The sequence below is a fragment of the Citrobacter sp. BDA59-3 genome (assembly GCF_015167655.1).
GTDB classification, from domain to species: Bacteria; Pseudomonadota; Gammaproteobacteria; order Enterobacterales; family Enterobacteriaceae; genus Phytobacter; species Phytobacter diazotrophicus.
In genome coordinates this window covers 3,835,688-3,859,105 of sequence record NZ_CP063427.1, presented here as the reverse complement: position 1 = coordinate 3,859,105, position 23,418 = coordinate 3,835,688, and the positions used below count along the sequence as shown (strand labels likewise).

General features: G+C 52.2%; 21 protein-coding genes. 12 read left to right on the top strand and 9 right to left on the bottom strand.

What is annotated here, in order from left to right; translation table 11 throughout:
* Window positions 1-34 precede the first annotated feature (34 nt).
* Genes IP582_RS18175 through IP582_RS18160 form a run of 4 tightly spaced genes read right to left on the bottom strand, consistent with a single transcriptional unit; the run spans window position 35 to window position 3,010 of the window.
* Complete coding sequence (locus IP582_RS18175; RefSeq protein ID WP_193794019.1) at window positions 35-973, bottom strand: ROK family protein; 939 nt, start codon at window positions 971-973, stop codon at window positions 35-37.
* Window positions 974-1,026: 53 nt separating this feature from the next.
* The gene (gene chbA / locus IP582_RS18170) at window positions 1,027-1,332 is read right to left on the bottom strand and encodes a PTS N,N'-diacetylchitobiose transporter subunit IIA (RefSeq protein ID WP_039079804.1); all 306 of its coding nucleotides are present in this window, start codon (window positions 1,330-1,332) and stop codon (window positions 1,027-1,029) included.
* Window positions 1,333-1,359: 27 nt separating this feature from the next.
* Window positions 1,360-2,685, bottom strand: coding sequence for a PTS sugar transporter subunit IIC (locus tag IP582_RS18165; protein WP_039079805.1), 1,326 nt, complete (start codon window positions 2,683-2,685; stop codon window positions 1,360-1,362).
* A gap of 10 nt (window positions 2,686-2,695) precedes the next feature.
* On the bottom strand, window positions 2,696-3,010 hold the full coding sequence (locus IP582_RS18160) for a PTS sugar transporter subunit IIB (protein WP_039079806.1): 315 nt from the start codon (window positions 3,008-3,010) through the stop codon (window positions 2,696-2,698).
* A 179-nt stretch (window positions 3,011-3,189) separates the two neighbouring features.
* On the opposite strand from IP582_RS18160, the gene IP582_RS18155 reads away from it, so the two are divergent.
* The 5 genes from IP582_RS18155 to manA all read left to right on the top strand — a co-directional run bounded on the left by IP582_RS18155 (window position 3,190) and on the right by manA (window position 10,883).
* Window positions 3,190-4,464 carry a PTS sugar transporter subunit IIC gene (locus IP582_RS18155; RefSeq protein WP_079496212.1) on the top strand — a complete coding sequence of 425 codons (1,275 nt, stop codon included), beginning with the start codon at window positions 3,190-3,192 and terminating at the stop codon, window positions 4,462-4,464.
* Window positions 4,465-4,697: 233 nt separating this feature from the next.
* Window positions 4,698-6,041: a carbohydrate porin gene (locus IP582_RS18150; protein WP_079496213.1), complete on the top strand. Its 1,344-nt coding sequence runs from the start codon at window positions 4,698-4,700 to the stop codon at window positions 6,039-6,041.
* 12 nt (window positions 6,042-6,053) lie between these two features.
* On the top strand, window positions 6,054-8,249 hold the full coding sequence (locus IP582_RS18145; RefSeq protein ID WP_193794018.1) for a CBM35 domain-containing protein: 2,196 nt from the start codon (window positions 6,054-6,056) through the stop codon (window positions 8,247-8,249).
* Window positions 8,250-8,301: 52 nt separating this feature from the next.
* Complete coding sequence (locus IP582_RS18140) at window positions 8,302-9,702, top strand: glycoside hydrolase family 1 protein (protein ID WP_193794017.1); 1,401 nt, start codon at window positions 8,302-8,304, stop codon at window positions 9,700-9,702.
* 5 nt (window positions 9,703-9,707) lie between these two features.
* Window positions 9,708-10,883, top strand: a complete 1,176-nt coding sequence (manA, locus tag IP582_RS18135; RefSeq protein ID WP_193794016.1) for a mannose-6-phosphate isomerase, class I — start codon at window positions 9,708-9,710, stop codon at window positions 10,881-10,883.
* Between the two features lie 73 nt (window positions 10,884-10,956).
* Here the strand turns inward: manA and IP582_RS18130 are convergent, their stop codons facing one another.
* Window positions 10,957-12,861 carry a methyl-accepting chemotaxis protein gene (locus IP582_RS18130; RefSeq protein WP_193794015.1) on the bottom strand — a complete coding sequence of 635 codons (1,905 nt, stop codon included), beginning with the start codon at window positions 12,859-12,861 and terminating at the stop codon, window positions 10,957-10,959.
* Between the two features lie 538 nt (window positions 12,862-13,399).
* Between IP582_RS18130 and IP582_RS18125 the strand changes: the two genes are divergently transcribed.
* Complete coding sequence (locus tag IP582_RS18125; RefSeq protein WP_193794014.1) at window positions 13,400-13,660, top strand: hypothetical protein; 261 nt, start codon at window positions 13,400-13,402, stop codon at window positions 13,658-13,660.
* Between the two features lie 246 nt (window positions 13,661-13,906).
* Here IP582_RS18125 and IP582_RS18120 read toward each other — a convergent pair whose 3' ends face one another.
* Both IP582_RS18120 and IP582_RS25405 read right to left on the bottom strand, forming a co-directional pair.
* Window positions 13,907-14,173 (bottom strand): hypothetical protein, encoded by a 267-nt coding sequence (locus IP582_RS18120; protein WP_039079814.1) that lies wholly within the window; start codon window positions 14,171-14,173, stop codon window positions 13,907-13,909.
* A gap of 285 nt (window positions 14,174-14,458) precedes the next feature.
* Entirely contained in the window at window positions 14,459-14,629 is a 171-nt protein-coding gene (locus tag IP582_RS25405) for a YnfU family zinc-binding protein (protein ID WP_222556294.1), read from the bottom strand.
* A 465-nt stretch (window positions 14,630-15,094) separates the two neighbouring features.
* Between IP582_RS25405 and IP582_RS18115 the strand changes: the two genes are divergently transcribed.
* Genes IP582_RS18115 through IP582_RS18110 form a run of 3 tightly spaced genes read left to right on the top strand, consistent with a single transcriptional unit; the run spans window position 15,095 to window position 15,792 of the window.
* Window positions 15,095-15,307, top strand: a complete 213-nt coding sequence (locus IP582_RS18115) for a cold shock domain-containing protein (RefSeq protein ID WP_193794013.1) — start codon at window positions 15,095-15,097, stop codon at window positions 15,305-15,307.
* Window positions 15,308-15,320: 13 nt separating this feature from the next.
* The gene (locus IP582_RS25400; protein ID WP_228008000.1) at window positions 15,321-15,521 is read left to right on the top strand and encodes a cold-shock protein; all 201 of its coding nucleotides are present in this window, start codon (window positions 15,321-15,323) and stop codon (window positions 15,519-15,521) included.
* Window positions 15,522-15,561: 40 nt separating this feature from the next.
* Window positions 15,562-15,792, top strand: a complete 231-nt coding sequence (locus tag IP582_RS18110) for a hypothetical protein (RefSeq protein ID WP_039079816.1) — start codon at window positions 15,562-15,564, stop codon at window positions 15,790-15,792.
* A 259-nt stretch (window positions 15,793-16,051) separates the two neighbouring features.
* Here the strand turns inward: IP582_RS18110 and ttrR are convergent, their stop codons facing one another.
* Window positions 16,052-16,663, bottom strand: a complete 612-nt coding sequence (ttrR, locus tag IP582_RS18105) for a tetrathionate respiration response regulator TtrR (protein WP_193796305.1) — start codon at window positions 16,661-16,663, stop codon at window positions 16,052-16,054.
* A gap of 8 nt (window positions 16,664-16,671) precedes the next feature.
* Window positions 16,672-18,396, bottom strand: a complete 1,725-nt coding sequence (ttrS, locus tag IP582_RS18100) for a tetrathionate respiration histidine kinase TtrS (protein ID WP_193794012.1) — start codon at window positions 18,394-18,396, stop codon at window positions 16,672-16,674.
* 167 nt (window positions 18,397-18,563) lie between these two features.
* Between ttrS and ttrB the strand changes: the two genes are divergently transcribed.
* The 3 genes from ttrB to ttrA are packed head-to-tail and all read left to right on the top strand — an operon-like array spanning window position 18,564 to window position 23,387.
* Window positions 18,564-19,313, top strand: coding sequence for a tetrathionate reductase subunit TtrB (gene ttrB / locus IP582_RS18095; protein WP_193794011.1), 750 nt, complete (start codon window positions 18,564-18,566; stop codon window positions 19,311-19,313).
* Window positions 19,310-20,323, top strand: a complete 1,014-nt coding sequence (gene ttrC / locus IP582_RS18090) for a tetrathionate reductase subunit TtrC (RefSeq protein ID WP_370551812.1) — start codon at window positions 19,310-19,312, stop codon at window positions 20,321-20,323. Before ttrB ends, ttrC begins: the two co-directional genes overlap by 4 nt.
* Entirely contained in the window at window positions 20,316-23,387 is a 3,072-nt protein-coding gene (gene ttrA / locus IP582_RS18085; protein ID WP_193794009.1) for a tetrathionate reductase subunit TtrA, read from the top strand. Before ttrC ends, ttrA begins: the two co-directional genes overlap by 8 nt.
* Window positions 23,388-23,418 lie beyond the last annotated feature (31 nt).

The following is a 23,418-nucleotide window of genomic DNA, read 5'->3' as shown; positions in this document are numbered from 1 at the left end:
AATAATACCATAAATGCAGACCAGTTTTAGTCACTTACGCCGTACGGCGCGCCGTATCAGTCTGGTGCGAATGAAGCGTGGGTAGCCATGCAGCGCCGCGAACCCCGCTGGCATCGCCGAACCTGGCTTTCACAATAGCAGTGTGACAAGAGGACGAAAAAATGTACCTCTTGATAGCCGGGGGAAGGTCGCGATAGATCGATGCAACGTTAGAAAGCCCGCCGCCAATGACAATGACATGCGGATCGAGCGTATTGATAACCCCGGCGATGCTGCGCGCAAAAGCGTCGATAAAGTGCTGATAATGGGCGAACGCCAGCGGATCGCCTGCTTCGGCTGCGGCAATGATCGACTCCGTGCTTAGCTGGCTTGCCTGTTTCTCATTGAAACGACGGCTAAATCCGGTGCCGGAAATATAGCTTTCAATACAGTTCTCATGCAGACAATAGCAGTGCTGAACCGGGCCATCTTTTTCTGATGTCCAGCCTGGCAGTGGATTGTGTCCCCATTCGCCTGCAATGGCGTTGGGGCCGCTGAGTAACTGTCCATTCACCACCACGCCGCCGCCGCATCCGGTGCCGATAATAACGCCAAACACTGTCCCATAACCCTGGCCCGCACCGTCGATGGCCTCGGAAAGGGTAAAACAGTCGGCATCGTTGGCCAGAAAAACCGGTTGTTCCAGGCGACAGGCCAGATCTTTTGCTAAATTTTCGCCATTCAGTACCAGACAATTACAATTCTTGATAAGACCTGTTTCCGGGTCTATCGCCCCCGGCAGCCCAATCCCGATGGTAAATTCCTGCTTCTGTTCGGTTTTGATGTATTCCACCATCCCGACGAGATGATGAAGAAATCCGGCGTAGTCGGCTTTATACGTTGGACGCCGCTCACGAAAACGAACCGTGCCGTTTTGGTCCAGCAGTACCGCTTCCATTTTTGTACCGCCAATATCAAGGCCAAGGTGAAGCATTGTCATCCTCCAGTAAAAGAAGAGAGGCTGCGCCTCTCTTCGATGTCGTGCAATTAATGGCGCGTGCGGTAAATTTCGATAAGTTCCGTCACTAACTCTTTCGCAAGGATGGAGGTCATCAGGTGGTCCTGGGCATGCACCATCACCAGCGTCATTTTGGTTTTTCCTTCGCCTTCATCGGCTTCAATAAGCTGGGTCTGGACTAAATGCGCTTCACGGGCAAAGTGTTGCGCCTGCTGCATTTTTTCATCAGCATCGGCAAAATTGCCTTCTTTGGCGCTCTGCAGCGCTTCATAGCACAGGCTGCGTGATTGTCCGGCATTGATGATAATGCCCATGACTTGCTCTTCTAATTCCATAACATCCTCTGAGTTCGGTTATTGCAGTTATGCGGTTTCTGACTGGCCTGTAGCACCGGATGGCTGATTTTCAGCGGCATCTTGTGCAAGTAGCTGTTTTTCGTAGGCTTTAAAGAACGGAAAATACATGGCAGTGGCGGTGACCATACAAATCAGACACATAATGACCGGGCTAAAGGCCCAGTTCGCCGCCCATGAGGCGCCGATCGGCGCTGGCGTGGTCCACGGGGTCATTGAGACCACACGGGCGACCAGGCCGAAGTCGAGTGCCAGGTAGGCCAGGGTCGCATTGACCATCGGCACAAGCACAAACGGAAGGAAGAACAGCGGGTTCATAATGATCGGTGCGCCAAACAGAATGGGTTCATTGATGTTGAACATACCAGGAACGATACCCATACGGCCGATAGTGCGCAGGTGCACGGCTTTGCTGCGAATCAACAGTAGCGCCAGCGGTAAGGTTGAACCCACGCCGCCAATCAGCAGATAGTGATCCCAAAAGCCTTGCACATAAATGTGGGGAATGGCGGTGCCTGCGGCAATGGCCGCCTGGTTGACGGACAGGTTCGCCATCCAGAAAGGGTTCATAATGCCGGTGACGATCAGCGCGCCATGGATCCCGGCAAACCACAGGATCTGGCACACCAGCACAGAGAGCAGAATGGCCGGTAAGGTGTCCGACGCGGCGACCAGCGGTTTAACCAGCGACATGATCGCTTCCGGGATGATCATGCCAAATTGGGCTTCAATAACCAGATTCAGCGGATGCAGCGTCAGCACCACGGCAAGAACCGGGATGAGGATTTCGAACGAACGTGCCACCCCGGTCGGGACTTCAGGCGGCAGGCGGATGGTGATGTTGTTACGACGCAGGAAGGCGTACAGCTCCGTGGTATAGATGGCGACCAGCAGGGCGGTGAAAATCCCCTGGCCGGAGAAATACGCCGTCGAAATTTGCCCATCTTTAAGCGGCGCGGCGATAAGCAAAAAGCCCATCAGCGAAAGCATGCCTGACGTCAGCGGATCCAGTTCATGATGGCGGGCGAGACTGGCGGCAACCCCGACAGAAATAAATATCGTCATGATGCCCATGCTGAAATAGTACGGCAGCATCAGGTTGGCGCGATGATCGAGCGAGAATTGCAGCCAGGCGCGCGCGAATCCCCAGGTGGTGTCGGGGGAAAAGGGCGGAAAAATAAACACCAGCATAAAAGAGCCGACAATCATAAACGGCAGCGCAAGGATAAAACCGTCACGAATAGAGGTAACGTATTTTTGCTGGCCGACGGCGCCGGCCAGCGGCGTGATTTTTTGCTCAATCACCGCGATTAATTTCGAGTACAGAGAACTCATGGCGTGTCCCTTATTTTTTATTGTCGATTAATGAAAGGGCAAAATCTAAAACTGCTGCACCCTTCTGCATCCCGTAATCCATCATGTTGATGGGCTCAACGCGAATACCGTAGGCATTCGCTTTGTGTTGCAGATCCTTCTGCATGTACTTCACCTGGGGGCCAAGAAGAACGACCTCGTAATGCCCCACTTGTTGTTCAAATTCCGCGACACCAAAGGCTTTGATATCAACGTCCAGACCGCGCTTTTCCGCCTCTTCCACCATTTTTTTCACCAGCAAGCTGGTCGACATGCCAGCGGAACAACAAAGCATGATTTTTTTCATGAAAAGACTCCTGACTGTGTGACGAGAATGGGCGCACTATAGACTTTGTGGATTCAAAACGGAAAGCGCTTTCCATAGATGGATGCATTAAATGTGAGCACGATCACCAGTTTGAGACTTTCACTTTGGATCGATGTAAGCGATGATCCCGCGACTTCGTGGATTAAATAGGTTCCATCATGAACATTCAGTTTATGAATGTTGTTGTTGTGCTGATCGAGCAACGGATTACCCCTTTTGCCAATATGCTCACCCGCAGCCAGCACATCACCGCCATGCGCGACAGTTTTGCGCTGGCAATGCCTTTCGTTATCGTCGGTAGCCTGATGGTGCCGTTGATCTTTCCTCCTGTTTCCATTAACCCTTTCTCGTGGTTTGGCGGTTACTACCAGTTTGTTCGCCCGATGCTTTTACCCACCTTTGAACTGACGATTGGTCTGGTGGCGTTAATCATTGCCTTTGGGGCCAGCGCCAGTCTTGCCAAGCAATACCAGTTGCCGGAAAGGTTATCGGGCCTGACAGGGTGCATAAGTTTTCTGCTCTTTATTGGCTTTAAAACCACGGATGGGAGCAATGTTTATTTAGGAGGTTTAGGGATATTTAGCGCGTTGATATCAAGCTTTTATAGTATTGAAGTTATTAGATTTTTTTACAATAAAGGCTGGTGTATACGCCTGCCGGATGAGGTGCCGGTGATGACGCGCAATGGTTTCCAGCTCCTGGTGCCGTTGCTGGTGGTGATGCTGTCTGTCACGGCGGTAAATATGACGTTAAAGCTGACCACCGGCATGATCCTGCCTGGTCTGATAAGCGAAGCCTTTCGCCCGTTAATTATCGCCTCTGATACGCTGACAGCTATTCTTATCTCTTTGATTATTTGTAATTTATTGTGGTTTGTCGGCATCCACGGCGCCTTAATTGTGACCGGCATCATGAACCCTTTCTGGATGACTTATCTGTTTGAAAACCAGCAGGCGCTGGCTAGCGGCCAGGCACAGCTTCCCCATATTTATCTGCAGGGTTTCTGGGATTTCTATCTACTGATTGGCGGAATAGGCTCTACCTTACCACTGATCTTTATGGCGCTACGCAGCCGTTCCCGGCAACTGAAAAGCGTCGGGAAACTTGGCTTTATTCCCTCGCTGTTTAATATCAACGAACCTATTCTGTTTGGCTTTCCGGTTATCCTTAACCCCATATTTTTAATCCCTTTTATTTTCGTTCCTGTCATCAATGCCTGTATTGCCTGGTATCTCACACACCTTGGCGTACTTGACCGCGCCGTGGCGATGTTGCCCTGGTCAATGCCATCGCCGCTCGGCGCTGCCTGGTCAGCAAACGGCAGTTGGAAAAACATGTTTATGTGCCTGTTTGCGTTGTTCAACTCCTGGATGATCTACCGGCCATTTTTTAGGGTGTATGAACGCCAGTTGTTGGATGCAGAGAGTAAGTAAACCTGCCGCCGTTTCCCGGCCAGCGCGATGACCGCGCTGGCTTTTTTATGACTCACACCCATTTATGTGATTTTCATCACGTTATCACTGCCATTATTCTCGATTTTGTGATTTGATCCGGCAATTATGGAAAGCGCTTTCCATATCTGGATGTACTTTTCCTTTTTTGATCCGTAAATTTCCCTTCGCGCCAATAAGACGCTCTTTCACTCAGAAAAAGAAAAAGGAAAATCATGAACAGGTTGAACCGATTAATACCTCTGGCCTTACTCATTAACGCTGCACTCTGCGCGAACGCCCAGGCTGAGGAGGTCAAGGCATATGACTTCACGCTTCATGGCTATATTCGTTCCGGCATTCTGGCGAATTCCGATGGCAACCGCGTCGACTCCGTAGGATTGATGCCCGATGGGAAATGGCGTCTGGGGAACGAAGAAGACACTAAAATCGAATTAATTCCACAGGTTACGCTGAAATCAACATCAGGCGCGGTGGCAAAAATTCAGGCCAATATTACCCATCAGAGCAAATGTACCGCTGACTGGAACTGCCGGGACGACGATGGCCATGACGCGCAATTCCGCGAAGGGTTTGTTGAATTAAGCAATCTCGACTTTGCCCCGGACATCACCTTCTGGGGCGGCAAGCGCTACAGCAGTTCCAATACCTCAAGTCATCAGTACGACTGGGAATACATTCAGTACAACGGTACCGGTGGCGGTTTCGATCATATGGATCTCGGTTTTGCCAGTCTGGATGCCGGTGTCTATGCCTTCTCTCCGACCGATGAAACCAAAGCCTATCCTGTTGATAAGGGCGATCAGGGGTATCCGGATGACTATTCCCTCAATGTGTGGTTGAAGAAAATCGGCGGCACCGGCCTGGATCTTGAATTCGTCGGTCATCACATGAACCGCAATGAAAACCATCCAACGTCTGCTGAAAAAGGCTATGGCATCACCGGGGTTTACAATTTTGATGGTTTCTGGGGGCTGACCGGCGGCTATTCAAAACTGGTTATGCAGTATGGACGCGGCCTGGGGGCGGGGGATTCGCTGGGTAAAAATGGCTGGGGTTGGGCCAACCTGGACGATACCCAGTCGTGGCGCGTCATACTGGATAGCATGGCATCAGTGAATAACGTTGATATCTCGACCTTCGCTTATTACCAGAAGGATAAAAATTACCGCTGGTGGAGCAGCGATGCCGACGGCTGGGGCCGCACGCGCTGGGTTGCCGGGGTTCGTCCGTATCACCAGATAACTAAGAATTTCGCCATGCAGTATGAAGTGGGCTACGAGTATCTGGATGATGAAAACTACAAAGGTGTGAATGGCAAAGGTAAAGGGGGGCTGACGAAAGTGACCGTCGCGCCAACCCTGACTTTCGACTCGGGTTACTGGAGTCGCCCGCAGTTGCGCTTCTTTGTAACGTACGCCAAATGGGATAAAGGCGTATCTGATGCCCTGGACGGCAACTATGACTGGAGCACCAACACCATCTCCGCCGGGGGGTACAGCCGCAGCGGCAGTACGGACACCGTAAACTTTGGCGTTCAGGCTGAAGTGTGGTTCTAAGGAGAGATGAACATGTCTAAACCTTTACGCAAATGGCTGCTGGTGTCGATGCTTTCGGTGTTGGGAAGCGCAGGGGCCATGGCCGCAGAACAGTCGCATTTCGAAAACTTTATCACCCGTGATGGCGCGCAGTTGAAAGACGGCAACAACGTCTTTCGCTTTGCCGGTATCCACGCGCCGGAGTTGCATCGCATTGAGGATGACGCGCGTGGAGTTTGCAAAGCCGATCCACGCGGTTGGGGACAGTACTTCAAATGGCCAACCGCAGAAGAACAGGAAAACTGGATCCGCGCGATGGTGCAAACCGGCGCCAAAGCGCAGCGTGTCTATGTGCTCTCTGTTCAACAGGAAAACGATGTAGCCTGCGGGCGCGCAACGCATATCCTCGCGCCTGAAACGCCGGATGGCATGCCGCGTCTGAATGAAGAGGCGATGAAAGTTTACGACAACATGATTGCGCAAGCCGATAAACAAGGACTGCGTTTAATCCTGCCCTTTATCGATCACTGGTGGTGGTGGGGCGGCCGTGAACAACTGGCCGCGTTCTATGATGAAAAACCCGAGGATTTTTACCGTACTGACAGTAAAACCTTTAAAGCCTATCTGGACGTTATTCGTCAGGTGATTACTCGTACCAATACGGTAACCGGGCGAGCCTACTTCGATGAAAAAGCAATCATGGCCTGGGAAACGGGCAATGAGCTGGAAGATACCAATGCCGATTTCCTGAAACAAACGGCAGCATGGATCCGCAAGTGGGCACCGCATCAGCTCATCGTCGACGGCACCTATAAAAAGATAAATGCGTTTGCCCTGACCGATCCGAATATCGATATCGTCAGCAACCACTACTACACCAATGCCGGGAATAACCACCCCGATCAGGTCAGCAAAGATCTGCAGGCCATTGGCGGTAAAAAAGCCTATCTGGTCGGCGAATTTGGTCTGCTTGACCACGCGCAGCTCAATGACATTATGCAGTCGATTGTGCACAGCGAGGTCAACGGCGCGCAGGCCGTCGGCGGCTTTATCTGGGGCTTTCGCGGTCATCGCCATGACGGCGGTTTTTACTGGCACAAAGAGTACACCGGCCACTACAGCTACCACCTGCCAGGATTCCCGCTAGAAGGGAAAGCGAATCAGGAAATGGAGGTGGTGAATCTGGTGCGCACGGCCTCAGCGCAGCTTGCTGGTTTAGATAAAGCACCTGCGCTCCCCGTACCGGATGCGCCGCGTTTGCGTGAAACCAATTCGCCTTTTGCCATTAACTGGATGGGGGCCGCCGTTGGGCGCAATTACGATGTTGAGCGTTCCGCCTCGGCAACCGGCCCCTGGCAGGTGGTCGGCAAAGATATCTCTGATGGAGTGAACGAGTGGAACCCGACCACGATGGCCTTGTTCCGCGACGACTACCGCAACTTACAGTTGGGAAAAACCTATTACTACCGCGTGATAGCCAAAAATGAGAGCGGTGCATCCGCACCATCGAACGTGATCAGCGTGAAACATACTCAGGAGAATAAAGCCCCGACCGTTGCGCTGACCGCTTCCCTGACGACAACACAGGATAAAGGCGTGGCGCTGAAAGCCACCGCGACAGACGACAATCTACCTGACCGCAAACTGGCGCTGAGCTGGAGCAATAACGGCAATGACAAGGCGCATCTGTGCGACAGCAGTAAAGCTGAAACCCGTGCCTGGTTCTCCGCGCCGGGTACTTATGCACTGACGTTTACGGCTGACGATGGTCTATTGCGCACCCGCAAAACCGTCAACGTCACGGTGAAAGAGGCCGTCGGTAAATCACCCGCTGATTACTGTACTTTTGGCGGCGGCGTGCTGGATGTCAGTAAAGGCAAACTGAATGTGGTTAAAGCCAGTGAAAACCAGCTTGCCATTGGCGATGACGGTTTTCTCGGCCCGTTCGCCAGTGAAGGCGACAAGGTTACCTGGCAGGTGGAGGTTCCCTGGGAGGGGCGCTTCGCGTTACACGTGACCTTCAACGGCAAATGGGGCGGTAAAAAGAATTCGTTTGTTGTGAACGAGGGGGCGCCCATCGCGGTTGAATTCCCGCAGACCGATGAAAAAGGTCAGCAAATGGTTGTGCCTGTGACGCTAAACGCGGGCACAAACACCATTAGCTTTGGCAAGTTCCCGGGCGACTGGGGCTACATGTTTATTAAATCCATTGAAGTGACTGCAGAGTAGTGACATTGGCTGCGTCCGTTGGGCGCAGCCTTTTTTTATCTGAGGAGGCGTTATGACCCGGTATCAATTCCCGGACGGATTTTTCTGGGGTGCAGCAGCATCTGGCCCGCAAACCGAAGGTGTAGAAGGGAAAGCCCATCGTTCCATTTGGGACAGTTGGTTTGCTGAACACCCTGAGCGGTTTTATCAGCAAATGGGGCCGCAAAAGGTATGTGAAACCTACACCAAATACAAAGACGATGTGGCGTTAATGAAAGGGTTGAACTTCAACTCTTTTCGCACTTCGATTCAGTGGTCGCGGCTGATTGCCGACTTTGAAACGGGGGAGCCCGATGCCGACGCGGTGCGTTTTTACCATGCATATCTGGACGAGATGATCGCCAACGGCATTGAGCCGATGATCAACCTTTACCACTTTGATATGCCCGAAGCGCTGCAGAAAAAATATGGCGGTTTTGAATCAGCGAAAGTCACCGACCTCTTCGCCCGTTTTGCACAGACCGCGTTCACCCTGTACGGCCATAAAGTGAAATACTGGATAACCTTCAACGAGCCGATTGTGCCGGTTGAAGGGGGCTATCTGTATGACTTCCACTATCCATGCAAAAAAGATGGCAAGCTGGCGGCGCAGGTGGCATTCAATATTATGCTGGCGCATGCAAAGGCGGTTCAGGTCTATCGACAACTGGCACTGGACGGCGAGATTGGTGTGGTGTTGAACCTGACGCCGTCCTACACCCGCAATGATTCTGTTGAAGATAAAAAAGCCGCCGCGTATGCCGATTTACTGTTCAACCGCAGTTTTCTCGATCCGCTGGTGAAACATCAGTTCCCGAAAGAGTTATGCGAAATCCTCGTGGCGAATAAGTGCCTGCCGGAGGTGGCGAAAGCCGACGTTGACCTGATTACTTCGTCGCATATCGATTTTCTTGGCGTCAATTATTATGTCCCCCGGCGTGTAAAAGCACGGGAGTCCGACTACACCCTCGATTATTTCACCCCAGAATTTTATTTCGAAAATTATGTGAATCCGCACGGGCGCTTTAACCCATACCGGGATAATAACGAAATTTTGCCGCAGGCGATTTACGACATTGCCGCAAATATCCGCGACAACTACGGCAATATTAAATGGTATCTGGCGGAGATTGGTATTGCCATGGACCTTGAATCAGAGGGACCGGTGCAGGCTGATGGCGCGATTGACGACAGTTTCCGTATCGGACTGATGAAAGAGCATTTAATTCAGCTACATCGGGCTATTACGGATGGGGCGAACTGCTTTGGTGTTCATCAGTGGACTTTCATTGATAACTGGTCGTGGATTAATTCCTTCAAACGTCGCTATGGTTTTTATCGTCTCGATATTGAAACAGGGGAGCGGCATATAAAGCGCAACGGGGTATGGTTTAAGACGCTTGCCCAAACCAACCAGTTCACTGACGAGGAGTAATCGACGTGAGTCACTGTTTCTATCCACTCGTAAATGTGGTGAAGAATTATCCGTGGGGGAGTCGCTCCGCGTTCAACACGCGTTTTCATATCCCGAATCCTGATGACCAACCGCAGGCAGAATTATGGATGGGCGTGCATCCGGCGGGGATTTCTCAGGTTGTCTGTGAAGACGGCACCTGTTCTTTGACGGAACTGATTGCCGCTGATAAGCAGGCCATGCTCGGCAGTAAAATTGCCGGACAATTCGGTGAGCTACCGTATCTGTTAAAGATCCTTGCCGCCGAAAGTGCGCTGTCGATTCAGGTTCATCCGCAAAAAGCGCAGGCGCAGGCGGGGTTTCAGCGCCAACAACAAAATCCGGTTAACCCGCCTGATTACAACGATGATAACCATAAGCCAGAGCTGGTTTATGCGCTGACGCCGTTTATGGCGATGAACGGCTTTCGTAACCCCGCTGACATTGTGGACAACTTTACGCCACTTCATATTCCGTCACTCAGTGATGCGTTAACACAATTAGCCGTCTCCCCCTGCGCAGAAACACTGCAGGCATTTTTCCTCCTGGTGATGCAGCTACCACAGGATGAAAAACAGCAGGCATTAAAACGGCTTATTGATAATACCAGGGACTGGTATGACGATAATCTGGCGACGTTTATATTACGCCTGCATCAATATTATCATGATGATATTGGCCTGTTCGCGCCGCTGTTTCTCAATTGCCTGACATTGCAGCCAGGGGAGGCGATGTTTCTTTCACCCGGTACGTTACATGCATATGTTCATGGCGTCGCCGTGGAAGTGATGGCCAGCTCCGATAATGTTCTGCGCGCCGGGTTAACACCGAAAAAAATTAACCTGAAGGAGCTTGTTGCCTGCACGGTATTTGTACCGATTTATGCGACGCAATTACGCATGCGGCCGATAAGTGAAGCAGGAAAACACCATTATCCGATTCCGGTGGAGGATTTTTGCTTTGATGTCTATAGCGATGTGAAAGATGTTGCTATACAGACTACGAGTGCAGAGATTGTTTTAGTGATCGATGGGCAGGCGTTATTGCATCATCCTTGTGGAGAAACGGTGACACTCAAGGAAGGGCAGTCGGTGTTTATTCCGGCAGTGACCGGTGACTGGACGTTGAGTATAACCGGGACGTTATGTCGCGTTTACGGTTAATATAATTAAGCGTTGTTGAGTCCTTAGAGGGCGGCAGACACCCGGATAGACCTGATGTCTGCTTTCCGTTATCTCAGGATACAAAGCGGTCAACAAGCGTGGACATCGATTTCGACTGTGCGTCAAGCATTTGACTGGCGGTTGCCATCTGGGAAACGAGCGCCGCGTTTTGCTGAGTGACCTGCTCCAGTTGATTCAGTGCCTGATGCACTTGTGTTACGCCAAGAGACTGTTCATTGGCTGCGCGGGCGATATCACTGACATATTGCTTCATCCGCCCGGTCGTATCCGCCGCCGCTTTCAGTGCCGCCTCGGACGCCGAAACCCGTTGCACCCCTTCGCCAATATTATCCATATTCTGATTAACCAGTTCCCGAATCAGGCTGGCCTCTCTGGCACAGCGTTGGGAGAGATGACGCACCTCTGCCGCCACAACGGCGAAACCTTTGCCCAGTTCGCCTGCGCGGGCGGCTTCAACCGCGGCGTTTAGCGCCAGTAAGTTGGTTTGGAACGAGATCTCATCGATTGACGCCACAATCTGGAAAATATTGTCGCTGGACGAACGGATAGCCGCCATGCTCTGGCTGGCCTCGTTGGAAACGCGGGTCGCATCCAGCACGTCGTTTGCCATCAATTGGGTCAGTCGTTCCGCCTCGCTGGCGTTATGGGCGGTCTGGGAGATGGCCGTCGATATCTGTTCCATACTGGCGGCGGTTTCAACGATGGATGCTGCCTGCTCATCGGTACGCTGAGCCAAATCCTGGTTACCATCGGTAATATCACTGCTGGCGTTACTGAGTATCAGCGCGCCCGATTTAATTTCCTGCACGATATGCTGAATGTTTTCGATTGCCTGATTGTAGGCGCGATTAAGAGCAGAGAGCTCGTCGCTACCTGGTACATCGAGGCGGCGGGTCAAATCGCCGTCCATCTCATTGATGGTTTTCAGCGTGTTGGTTAGTTGTTGTTGAATACTGCGCACTACTATCATGGCAAAGGCAATAGCAATGAGCAGGGCAATCAGACTGATCGCCAGAAAGGATTGCCAGTCAACACGTGCGTTATGGGCTAGTGCCGCCGAATGCGCGAGCAGGGTATCCGCCGCCTGGGTTTCTACCTGGCGAAGTATCTCAATGCGTTTGGTCTGGGCAGTAAACCAGTCCGTCGGTTTGACGCCAAATCCACCCTCCTGCGACTTATTCAAGGCAATCGTTCTCAGCTCAAGAGCACGGGTGACTTCGGCCGACGCAAGGGCTTTATCCAGCTCCGCAGCCTGAGCTTCGCTACTAAAGCGGCGGGTGGCGATCAGCCAGGCTTCTTGTTTACCCACCACGTCACTGAGCATACGGAATTGGCCGTCGCTAAAGCGATCAACAGAGAAGACATTGGTGAGCAGTGCGCGCTCGATCCCGGCCTGCTCCTTTAAATTCAGCAGGCTATAGAAGGCTGCCAGCTCATTCACCATTGGGCCGGAGGCGCTTAACTGACCTATACCACCAACGAAACTCAGCAGTCCGGAGATGGTCTGCGTATAGAACTGCGTCGATTTTGACGCCTCTATATTCAGCCCGCTTATCGCATTACGGGTGTCGTCGAGGGACTGAATACTCTCCTTAAACATTTTCAGCGGGGCGGCAATATTGCCCTGCGTCAAATTCGTGTCCGTACTGGCTAGCGCCTGGTTCAACTTTACCAGCGCCTCGTCAGTTAATTTTCGTTGCACGATGATTTCATCGCGGAACTGCTGCCCACGCGCGCCGATAAAACCGGCGCTCATTCCACGTTCACGTTGCAGTTGGTGGACAACATCTCCCGCGCTCCGGGCAAGCGTTGTTAACTGACCGATAGTGTCCATCTGTCGTTCGGTACCAATACGGCTGAGCATGCCTGAACCGGCAAACCATACCAGAGCAAGCAGCAGAGGGAATAACGCGATAAATAACTTCATTCTCATAGAAATACGATAAATCCATGACATATCGTTATTTTCCTTATTTGCTGTGTTGTCTTATAAGTGCTATCGGCACATTTATGGCTAATCTTTACAACTTTATTATTATGAAAAACTGAATCGTTATTCATATAAGAAGGCGATGGTAAAGAATGAATACATAAGAGGCGTCATAGGTTTCAGGCATGTATTCTCTCTGCTCTTCGCTCTATGTGTGTTTTTGACGTTATTAGAATGGCTGTTTTTCTATGCTTTTGTGCTGGCGGAAAGATGCAATTTAAGTATTTATTAAATTTTATGCAGCATCACTTCAATTGTTGAAGAGGCTCTTTTTTGGGGCGATACCGTGAGGCTCACACTCCTTTTGCCTGGTATCTCCGCCATCACCAGGTTTTGCTTGAGTTAATTTGGCAGCAAATGCGGTATAGTATTCCTTTGCACTTCGTCTCAAAAATCAGAATTTAAGCTTATTCCGAAAATATATTATTCAGTAGTATATAAATAATTTTAACAATCTTATACCGTTACGTTATCCCATACATAATGTATCGTGGAGAGATAAATTATGCGGCTTGATGTGATAACTGCTCATACCGAAATTGTGTTGAATCTTATGATGGACAAGGCCATCCGGGAATGTGACCCCGAGTACGGTCGGGTGGCCGCTACATGGTACACGATGGCAGAGGGGGCACTGTTCCTCTGGCAGGAACTGGCGGAGTGTTGCCCCGAAGTTTCGCAAGAAGAGAAAAATAAAATGGCATCTCGCCTTCACAGCATTATCAGTATGAATAGAGTACCTCTGCTCAAAAAAAAGGATGAGTAATACGTTGATTTTCTGAGTACATGCATCTCTAAAAACTGTGTGTCGCCTGATTCTGGTCGGGAAGCCGACCGGGTGGGGTATTATCAGAAGAGTGACGTTACTGCGACAGGGTGACGAAATATAATATATGCTCTTTCCTGCGATGCGTTTTTTTTGATGCTATGTCAGATTGAATCGAAACCCTACATTACTGCGCCTGGTTAATCTGTCCTCACCTGCAAAGCAGGCGAGGTGAATTCCGGGTGATTATTGTTTTGCGGCCTCTGTATTTTTCGCATGTATTTTTTTATTCGCTTCGCCACTTTCATTCAGTGCCTGACTGGCGGCTTTTTCGGCGTGTGCGGCACTATAGGCTGCAAGATGTGAAATAACGATGGCGTAAATACTCATCAGCGAAACCCAGAGTATGCTGTTTTTCCACCATAATAATGTTGGGATTGTCAGCACTGCCCAAATTAACGCCAAAAATAAATGCACTCTGGCCATAAATCGGGCTGTTAGTTTAACTTTCATATTTGCTCCTTATTTCCGCACTCTGTATTTTCCATCCTGATAATATTTATAGCATTTGCTGGTTAGCTGTTGCGCTTATTTTGTTACAGTTTGTACGTGAAATAAATTGAGATAATTCCTCTGGAAAGGGGGCGAACAAGGAGATTTGTTACAGAGTTCAGGGCATATAGCTTTGTGGTACCCGTCTGTGTGAAAAAGCCAGACGGGAGGGTTTCGTATGAAATTAATACTTAAGTGTTATACGATCTTCTAACCCGTGATGTATTTCCGGGGAAAACACCGGCCTTAAGCAAAGGCTGTTTTGTCTTGATTATAAAGTTTACTGCAATGAGGGCACATCAATGACAAGCCTTTCTGGACTCGTGTAAAGCTATGTTCTGACTGTTTGGTGCAGTGAGGGCAGGTGCATTTAACGAGATAGTTGCGATTATTTTTTGAATCTTTGCGTTGTGGCATAGGGTCTTTCCTGATAAATGGGCGGTAACCATACACTATCCCTGCGCGCATTGCCCATACTCATTTTTTCGCTCCCATGTAAGCGGGGATATTATCCATGCTGGTCAGGGCACTTTGTTAAAAAGGTCATCGCCGGGCCTGGCCTGTTTGTAGCAGTTCTTTACGTTAAAAGGCATGATTAGCCCCTGCATCAGAAGCGCGTCGCTGGAGATTTCAACATTAAACGAATGCTTGCGAACGTAACGGTGGAGAATGGGCCAGGAAAATAATACTTGCATAACAGGAGATGACATGCCTTAATGAGTTGTCGGTTTGATACACAGACCAGTCCAAAGCATTCCATTTTTTGCCCTCATTTTAAGTATCCTTAGATATCTCTTTTTGAGTCTTCATTGAAAGTTATGCGATTATTCTGTAATCGGACCCTGCATGCCGAAAGGCTTACATTTATATAGGTAAAAAATTATGTCTTCAAAAACGACAGGTAACGTAAAGTGGTTCAATCCTGAAAAAGGTTTTGGTTTTATCACTCCAAAAGATGGTAGCAAAGATGTATTCGTGCATTTCTCTGCTATTCAAAGTAATGAATTTAAAACGCTTGAAGAAAATCAACAAGTTGAATTCTCAGTCGAAAACGGTCCGAAAGGCCCTTCCGCTGTTAATGTAGTAGTACTTTAAGGACACTTTCACTATTTTTAATATTCATCTTCGTTGTCCAAAATGTCACGGCTCGCAATATCGTGTTTCGCATTTTGATGTAACAGAAACTAATCCATATGGCGCAAAATGTATTTTTTGCAAAACCGTAATGGTAACCAATGAACGTTACAATTTAGCGACCATGCATCCTGTGCCGCTTGTCAGAAATATCACAGCAACGCATATCGCATAGATATTTCGCCTGCCTCACGTAATCAATTAAGGACCGACTTATGACATCAAAAGTTTTGGTTTTTTTCAACTCTCAGCCAGTCAAAGCTGTTGACAGAAATGCCAGCGATAAGACCGTTGATTGTGAATACCCTAACGGCGAGAAAGCGACCCTAAATATTATGCACGCAGGCGTTCACTCACTCACCGGTGATCATCTGGAGATTCGTGTCGCTACTGACCGACAGCTTTCATCGGATGACATTATGACCGCGGCCCAGAAATTTATCTAAACGGGCTGTTCACGTGCTGCGTCATTTCCGTTGCTAAGCCCAGGAATTTGCTGATTTTTTCTTTTCTGCCAGCAAAAATACGGGGTTATCGTATTAACGAGGACGTTACATGGCGCATCCGGTGAATCTGATAATGAATACAACACTCGTTCCGCCTGAGAGCGTGTGAAAAGTTTACTGGCTACCTGGCTGGGCAAAAGTTATCTGAGAAATGAGTTCAGTCATGCCGACAGGGAGTTGTTAAAAAATCTCGACAATTTTATCCCCTGCTTAAATTCTCACCTGACAGATCAATGCTATTCATTTGCATGATCAGTTCTGCCATCGTTCTGGCATCCATTTTTTCCATAACTCGTGAGCGGTGAACTTCCACCGTGCGCAATGCAATATTCATCTGCGAGGCGATATCCTTATTCATCATGCCTGCGGCTACATAATGCGCCACGGCTTTTTCTTTGGGTGTCAGTTGGCCGTAACGCTGTTTACGCTCCTGTATTTTCGCCAGCCGCTCAGAGTGTTCGTAGCCTTTACTGATGGCCTTTTTTAGGGCATCAAGCGCGACAGGTTTTTGTAAAAAATCGACGGCACCCGACTGGATCTCTTTTACCGCCATCGGGATATCGCCATGGCCTGTCAGGAAAATAACGGCAAGGGTGCTGTTATCGTGACGCATGGCCTGAAACAGGCGATGCCCGTCCATACCAGGCATCCGCATATCCAACAGCGCGACGCCCGTATCTTTAAGCGCTGCTTTGTGCAGAAAGCGCTCACTTTCGTTCCAGCACTGAACGGTGTATCCCAGACTTTCCAGTAAAAAAGAGCATGAGCGGGTCACCGCTTCGTCGTCATCCACTAAATGAATCATTTGAATCTTCTGTGTTATTGGTCCGTCGGAAAGGTCAGGGCCACGAGTAAACCATAACGCCCATCCGGGGCGCTGTGATTATTCACACTAATCTCGCCATTGACGCTGCGCAGAAGGCGCTGGCAAATAACGAGTCCCAGCCCCATACCGCCTTTTTTGGTGGAGTGAAAAGGGCGAAACAGCGCCGAAAGCTGTTCCGCTGACAGGCCGCCTGCGTTATCCAGTAGCGTAATCTGCTGCTGTTGACCGACACGTTCCTCCGTTACCCAAAGGCGTGTGGCGCCTGCCTGGACCGCATTCAAAATGATATTTGCCAGTACCTGCTCCAGCAGGACCGGTGGCAGAGAAAGCGGCATGGGGCGCTTGATGTTTACCTCAACAAGCAGGTCGGGTGACGCTTTATCAAGCTGCAAGAGCCTGAGCACGTGTCGGAGCGTATCTGCGACATCACAGGGCGCATTTTCACTTTGCTGCTGCGGACTCGCCCATTCCCGTAAATGTTTGATGATAAGTCCACAGCGTTCGGCCTGAGCATCGATGTTGTGTAGTGCCTCTTCTACGGCCTCTCTCTTTTCCGGCTGAGGGAGATAATTAAGCCCTCCCTGCGCATACATGCGGATTGCCGCTAGCGGCTGGTTAAGCTCGTGCGCGAAACCGGAGGCCATCTCACCCAGTACGCTCATCTGTCGGGCCTGCTCCAGCGTCTGCTGTTGGGCGCGCAGCCGGGCGTTTGCCTGCTCCAGCGCTTTACCGCGCCGGTTTACCAGCACCATCACCCAACCATAATTGGCAACGAACAGCACGCCCGGCACAAGGATCAGCCCAATCATTAGCCTGTGCTGGCTCAGCCAGGCGAGCAGGGTTTGCCCGATCCTCTGCTGCTCCGGGTGGCGGTTAAGTTGGCGAAGCAGGGCTTCGGTATCGCTGGTTGAGGCGGGAGCGCCCCAGTGCCAGGTACCGCTCTGGGGTGCCGTCAGCAACGCCTTTGCGACGGCATCGGCAACCCGGTCACCCACGCCGGGCAGGGCAGCGAACGACCAGTCAGGATAGAGTGCGGTACTGGTCAGGCAGGGAGATGCGGACGGCTTTTGGAGCAGAACCCGAAAGGCATTTTTCGCAATAAGACCTTCCGCGTCCATGTCTTCCAACAGGCACACGGGAACGATGGCAGCCTGAATGGCATCTTCGCGCAGCAAATAGAGCAGCGCATCGGCCGGAAAGCCCAAAAATCTCACCTTCACCTGGTCGTCCACCCGTAACCCCGCATCCAGCAGTTCACGGTAGCCGAGCAGATAGCCGCCAAAGGCCTGCGCATCGACTGCGCCCAGGGTTTGTCCGGCCAGATCCCGCGCGTGGGTGATGGGGCTATCACGGCGAACCAGAATAGCGCTGCCGGTGGCCATGCTCTCCCCGGCGGCCCCTTTCCCGGATCGTAACGATGCCAGCCAGCGCAAATGATAGTGGCTATTTAGTTGCACAAACTGCGCCTGATTGGTGATGACAAACTGGACGCTTCCTGCGTTTACCGCCGCGCGCATCGCGTTGAGATCAAGGGGGAGCAGCCGAAAATGGGCATCCGGTACGGTGTCGTTAAGCGAGTCGATAAGCGGCTGCCAGTGACGTTGAGTTGCCGCTTCACCGCGCAATGCCAGGATGCCGATGGTCCAGTCAGCGGCGAGAAGAGGGGAGCTAAACCCGACGATGAACAGGCACAACAGGATTTTTGCGATGCGATCCATGCGACAAATGCCCCTTTTTGTTTGCGGTAGATCAAGCCCGCTTCGTTTATGTGGTTAACCACAATAGAGGGCGACCTGGCGGGATTTTTAGACTGTAACTAATCACATTTGGTTAGGTAATTCCATCCCTAATCTTTTCTTTAGCCGCGCACTGAATGGAGGTCACTATGGACATCAGTAAGCGACATTTCTTGCAGCAATTGGGTGTTGTCACCGCCGGGGCATCACTGATACCGCTGGCGCAGGCGAGTCTCTCATTAAAGCCTGAACGGCACGAAGGCTCCGACAAGCAGCGTTACGCCATGCTTATTGATTTGCGCCGTTGCATTGGCTGCCAGTCCTGCACGGTGAGCTGCACCATAGAAAACCAGACCCCGCAGGGGGCTTTCCGCACCACGGTGAACCAGTATCAGGTGAAGCTCGCCGACAGCGATGAGGTGACCAACGTGCTGCTGCCGCGTTTGTGTAACCACTGTGACGATCCGCCCTGTGTGCCGGTTTGCCCGGTGCAGGCCACCTTTCAACGCAAGGACGGGATTGTGGTTATCGACAACACCCGCTGCGTGGGATGTGCCTACTGTGTGCAGGCCTGCCCGTATGATGCCCGCTTTATTAATCACACGACCCAAACGGCGGATAAATGCACCTTTTGCGCACACCGACTGGAGGTCGGGCTGCTCCCTGCCTGTGTGGAATCCTGCGTGGGTGGCGCGCGGATTATTGGCGATTTACACGATCCCAACAGTACGATCAGCGCGCTGCTGGCGGCGCACCGGGACGAGATAAAAGTCCTCAAGCCGGAGAATAACACCCACCCGCACGTCTTTTATCTGGGGCTCGACGACGCCTTTGTCTCCCCGTTACAGGGGCGTGCGCAGCCCGCGCTCTGGCAGGAGGTGGAAATATGTCACCCATGATCATTGATGAGGTGCTGGCTCAGCCGCAGGACATTACCTGGCTTCCCTGGGCCGTACAGTATTTTTTCTTTATCGGTATCGCCTCGTGCGCGGTGCTGCTGGCCTGCGCGGCACGCTGGTCTCAGCACCGGTATCGCGAAGCGTTCGAGCGAGTTTGCCTGTTCCTCGCTTTAACCTGCGGGATTGCCGCGCCGCTGGCGTTAACTGCCGATCTGCATCAGACCGCCCGCTTCTGGCACTTTTATGCCTGGCCGACGCCCTGGTCATGGATGCCCTGGGGCGCGCTGTTTTTACCGCTGTTTACCGTGTTCGTTGGGCTGTGGTTTTTGCTTTTCCATCTGCGCGTGGTCACGGAACGCTTTACACCGTTGATGCGCTGGATAGCTCTCGCCGCGGCGCTGACGGCGGTCGGCTTACTGCTCTATACCGGACGTGAAGTTTCGATCGTGCAGGCCAGACCAATATGGTTCAGCTATGGGTATCCGCTGGTGATGTTTATAAGTGCGATAAGTGGGCTACTGGCACTCCTCAGCCTGGCCCTGCATAAGCATCGCTATTGCGGCAAATTGCTGGCGAAAGGGCAGGTGGTAACGCTACTGCTACTCGGGGCCGTAGCGCTGCTATGGCTGCTGGGGGATACGTTGTCGGGCGAGGCCCTTCGCCAGCAGTGGCGGCTTGCTACGGATATCCGTTTTTACATGCTGGTGATGGTGACGTTATGGAGCGTCGTGCTGGTCCTGGCGCTCGCTGCGAACCGCTACGACTTTCCGTTATCGCTGACACTGGCGAGCACGCTGCTGGTGGCGGCACTGTGCTGGACATTGCGCTGGGCGCTGCTGATTGGCGGGCAAACGGTCCCGAAATACAACGCCCTGATTAACGACTACCACCTTCCCCCTGGGACCGACGGTCTGCTGGCCATTATTGGCACCTTCGGGCTGTGGTTCGCCCTCATGATAACCATCAGGGAATGCGTCAACTGGCTTTCAAGGAGGTTTCGTCATGTCTGAATTATCCCGCCGTCAATGGCTAAAAATTGGGGTAGCTGTAGGGGGCTTTGCCGCGTTCGGTTTGAGCTATCGTGATGTTGCAAAACGGGCCGTGGACGGGCTGGTCAATGGCACGTCCGGGAAGGTGACGCGGGACAGGATCCACGGTAACGCTCTTGTTCCGGAAGGTAGCGCGCACGGCGGCTGGCAGAGTAACCCCGATCAGGCGGTCTCCATGACCCAGTGTTTTGGATGCTGGACGCTATGCGGCATTCGCGTGCGTGTGAACAGAGCAGAGAATAAAGTCTTACGCATCGCCGGAAACCCATGGCACCCGCTGTCACACGAGAAGCCTTTTGACAGCATGATGCCGTTTTCCGAAGCGCTGCAAAAGATGGCGGGGGAAAGCGGGCTTGAATCCCGTTCTACCGCCTGTGCGCGCGGCGCCACTCTGTTAGAGAGCCTGAACAGCCCGCTGCGTATTCTTACGCCGATGAAACGCGCCGGAAAGCGCGGGGAAGGCAAGTGGCAGCGCATCAGCTTTGAGCAACTGATTAAAGAGGTGGTGGAGGGCGGTAACCTGTTTGGCGAAGGCCACGTCGACGGGCTGCGTACCATTCGCGATCTCAACACGCCTGTTGATGCGAAACATCCCGCCTATGGCCCGAAGGCCAACCAGTTGCTGGTTACCAATACCAGCGATGAAGGCAGGGATGGCTTCCTGCGCCGTTTTGCGCTGAACAGTTTTGGCTCAAAGAACTTTGGCGCGCACGGTGCCTACTGTGGACTCTCTTATCGCGCCGGTTCCGGTGCGCTGATGGGCGATCTGGATAAAAATCCCCACGTTAAACCCGATTGGGAAAACGTCGAGTTTGCGCTGTTTATGGGAACATCCCCCGCACAATCCGGGAACCCCTTCAAACGTCAGGCGAGACAGCTTGCCAGCGCTCGCTTACGTAAAAGCTTTAACTACGTCGTGGTGTCTCCCGCGCTGCCCCTGACCACGGTACTGGCTGATGACCATGGCCACTGGTTGCCGATAAAACCGGGAACTGATTCTGCGCTGGCGATGGCTATGATCCGCTGGATTATTGATAACGAACGCTATGTGGCCGCATACCTGATGCTGACCAGCCGGGAAGCGATGACGCGCGCCGGTGAAAAAAGCTGGAGCAATGCCACCTGGCTGGTTATTACCGATGAAAACCATCCGCTGAGCGGACAGCACCTGAGCGTATCCCATCTCAATGGCGGCGACGGGCAGGCTGATGAACCGCTGGTGGTGAACGAGACGGGAGAGCTGGTCCCCGTCAGCCAGTGCGATCGCGGGACGCTACGGGTATCGCAGGCGGTCACGCTGCACGATGGCGCTACGGTTACGGTGAAAAGTAGCTTTCAATGCCTGGCTGAATCGGCCCACCGTTTCACGCCGGAGCAATACAGCATGGAATGCGGCGTGCCGGTTAAACAGATTCATGCGCTGGCGAAAGCGGTTACCGATCACGGGCGTAAGGCGGCGGTGGTGACCCATGGCGGGATGATGTCCGGCAACGGTTTTTATAATGCCTGGGCGGTGATGATGCTCAATGTGCTGCTGGGCAATATGAGTCTGAGCGGCGGCGTATTTGTCGGCGGGGGGAAATTCAACGGCGAGATTAACGGACCGTGCTACAACATTGAACAATTTCCCGGCAAGATCGCACCCAAAGGGCTCAATATCGCTCGCAGTAAAGCCGACTACGCCAAATCCGATGAGTATCAGGCAAAAGTGGCCGTCGGTCAGTCGCCGTGGCCCGCCAACGCGCCGTGGTACCCGTTTGTTGCCGGGCAACTGACAGAACTTTTACCCTCCGCGCTGGAGGGCTATCCCTATCCATTAAAAGCGTGGATTTCGAATATGACCAATCCGCTGTACGGCGTGCCCGGTCTGCGCACGGTCATTGAAGAGCGGCTAAAAGATCCGCAACGTCTGCCGCTGTTTATCGCCATCGATGCTTTTATGAATGAGACCACTGCGCTGGCGGATTATATCGTGCCGGATACCCATAACTTTGAAAGCTGGGGATTCAGCGCTCCCTGGGGGGGCGTGGCGAGTAAAACCGCAACGGCGCGCTGGCCTGTTGTCGCTCCCGCGACCGCCAGGACGCTACAGGATGACCCGGTATCCATGGAATCCTTCTGTATTGCGGTGGCTAAACGGATGCAGTTGCCGGGATTTGGCGAGAATGCGATACCGGATGCACAGGGGGTGATGCATCACCTGAATCGCGCGGAGGATTACTACCTGCGCGTGGCGGCCAATATTGCTTTTGCCGGGCAGAAACCGCTGCCGCCGGCTGGCGAGCAGGATGTGGCGTTGTCCGGCGTTGAGCGCATATTTCCGGCAATAAAGGGTACGTTGAAATCAGAAGAGGCGCTACCCGTTGCCTTTCTTTACAGCCGGGGAGGGCGTTTTGCGCCCGATGCCTCAGGGCGTAAAGAGGGGATGGTCGGCGGTGAATGGGTCAGGCCGCTGCAGATTTGGAACGCCCAGGTAGCGGCCTTCAGATATGCCATGACCGGCGAGCGATTCAGCGGCTGCCCGACCTGGTATCCCGCGCGGTTGTCCGATGGGCGGGCGCTGGATGAGGTCTTCCCGCAGATAAAATGGCCGATGAAACTGATGTCTTTTAAATCAAACCTGATGAGTAGCTCCACGACAGTTGTTGAGCGGCTGCATCACGTTAAGCCGATGGGGCTGGTGGCCATTCACCCCGACGATGGTAAACGCTTTGGGTTACAGCATGGCGACAAGGCAAAGATAACGACGCCGGGAGGCAGTGTGGAGGCGCGGGTGAGTTTGCTCTCAGGCGTGATGCCGGGTGTGATTGCTATGGAACATGGGTACGGACATACGGAGATGGGGGCGCGTCAGCACTGGCTTGACGGTGAACCTCTGGCACATAAAAGCCAGATAGCATCCGGCGTCAATCTCAACGATTTGGGCTTTGCCGATCCCACGCGCAAGGTGCCCGGCCCCTGGCTTGACTGGGTAACCGGGTCGTCCGTGCGTCAGGGACTACCGGCTTGTATTGAAAAAGTGTGATGGAAGCTGGCCCCGGTGCGGGGCCAGCGTT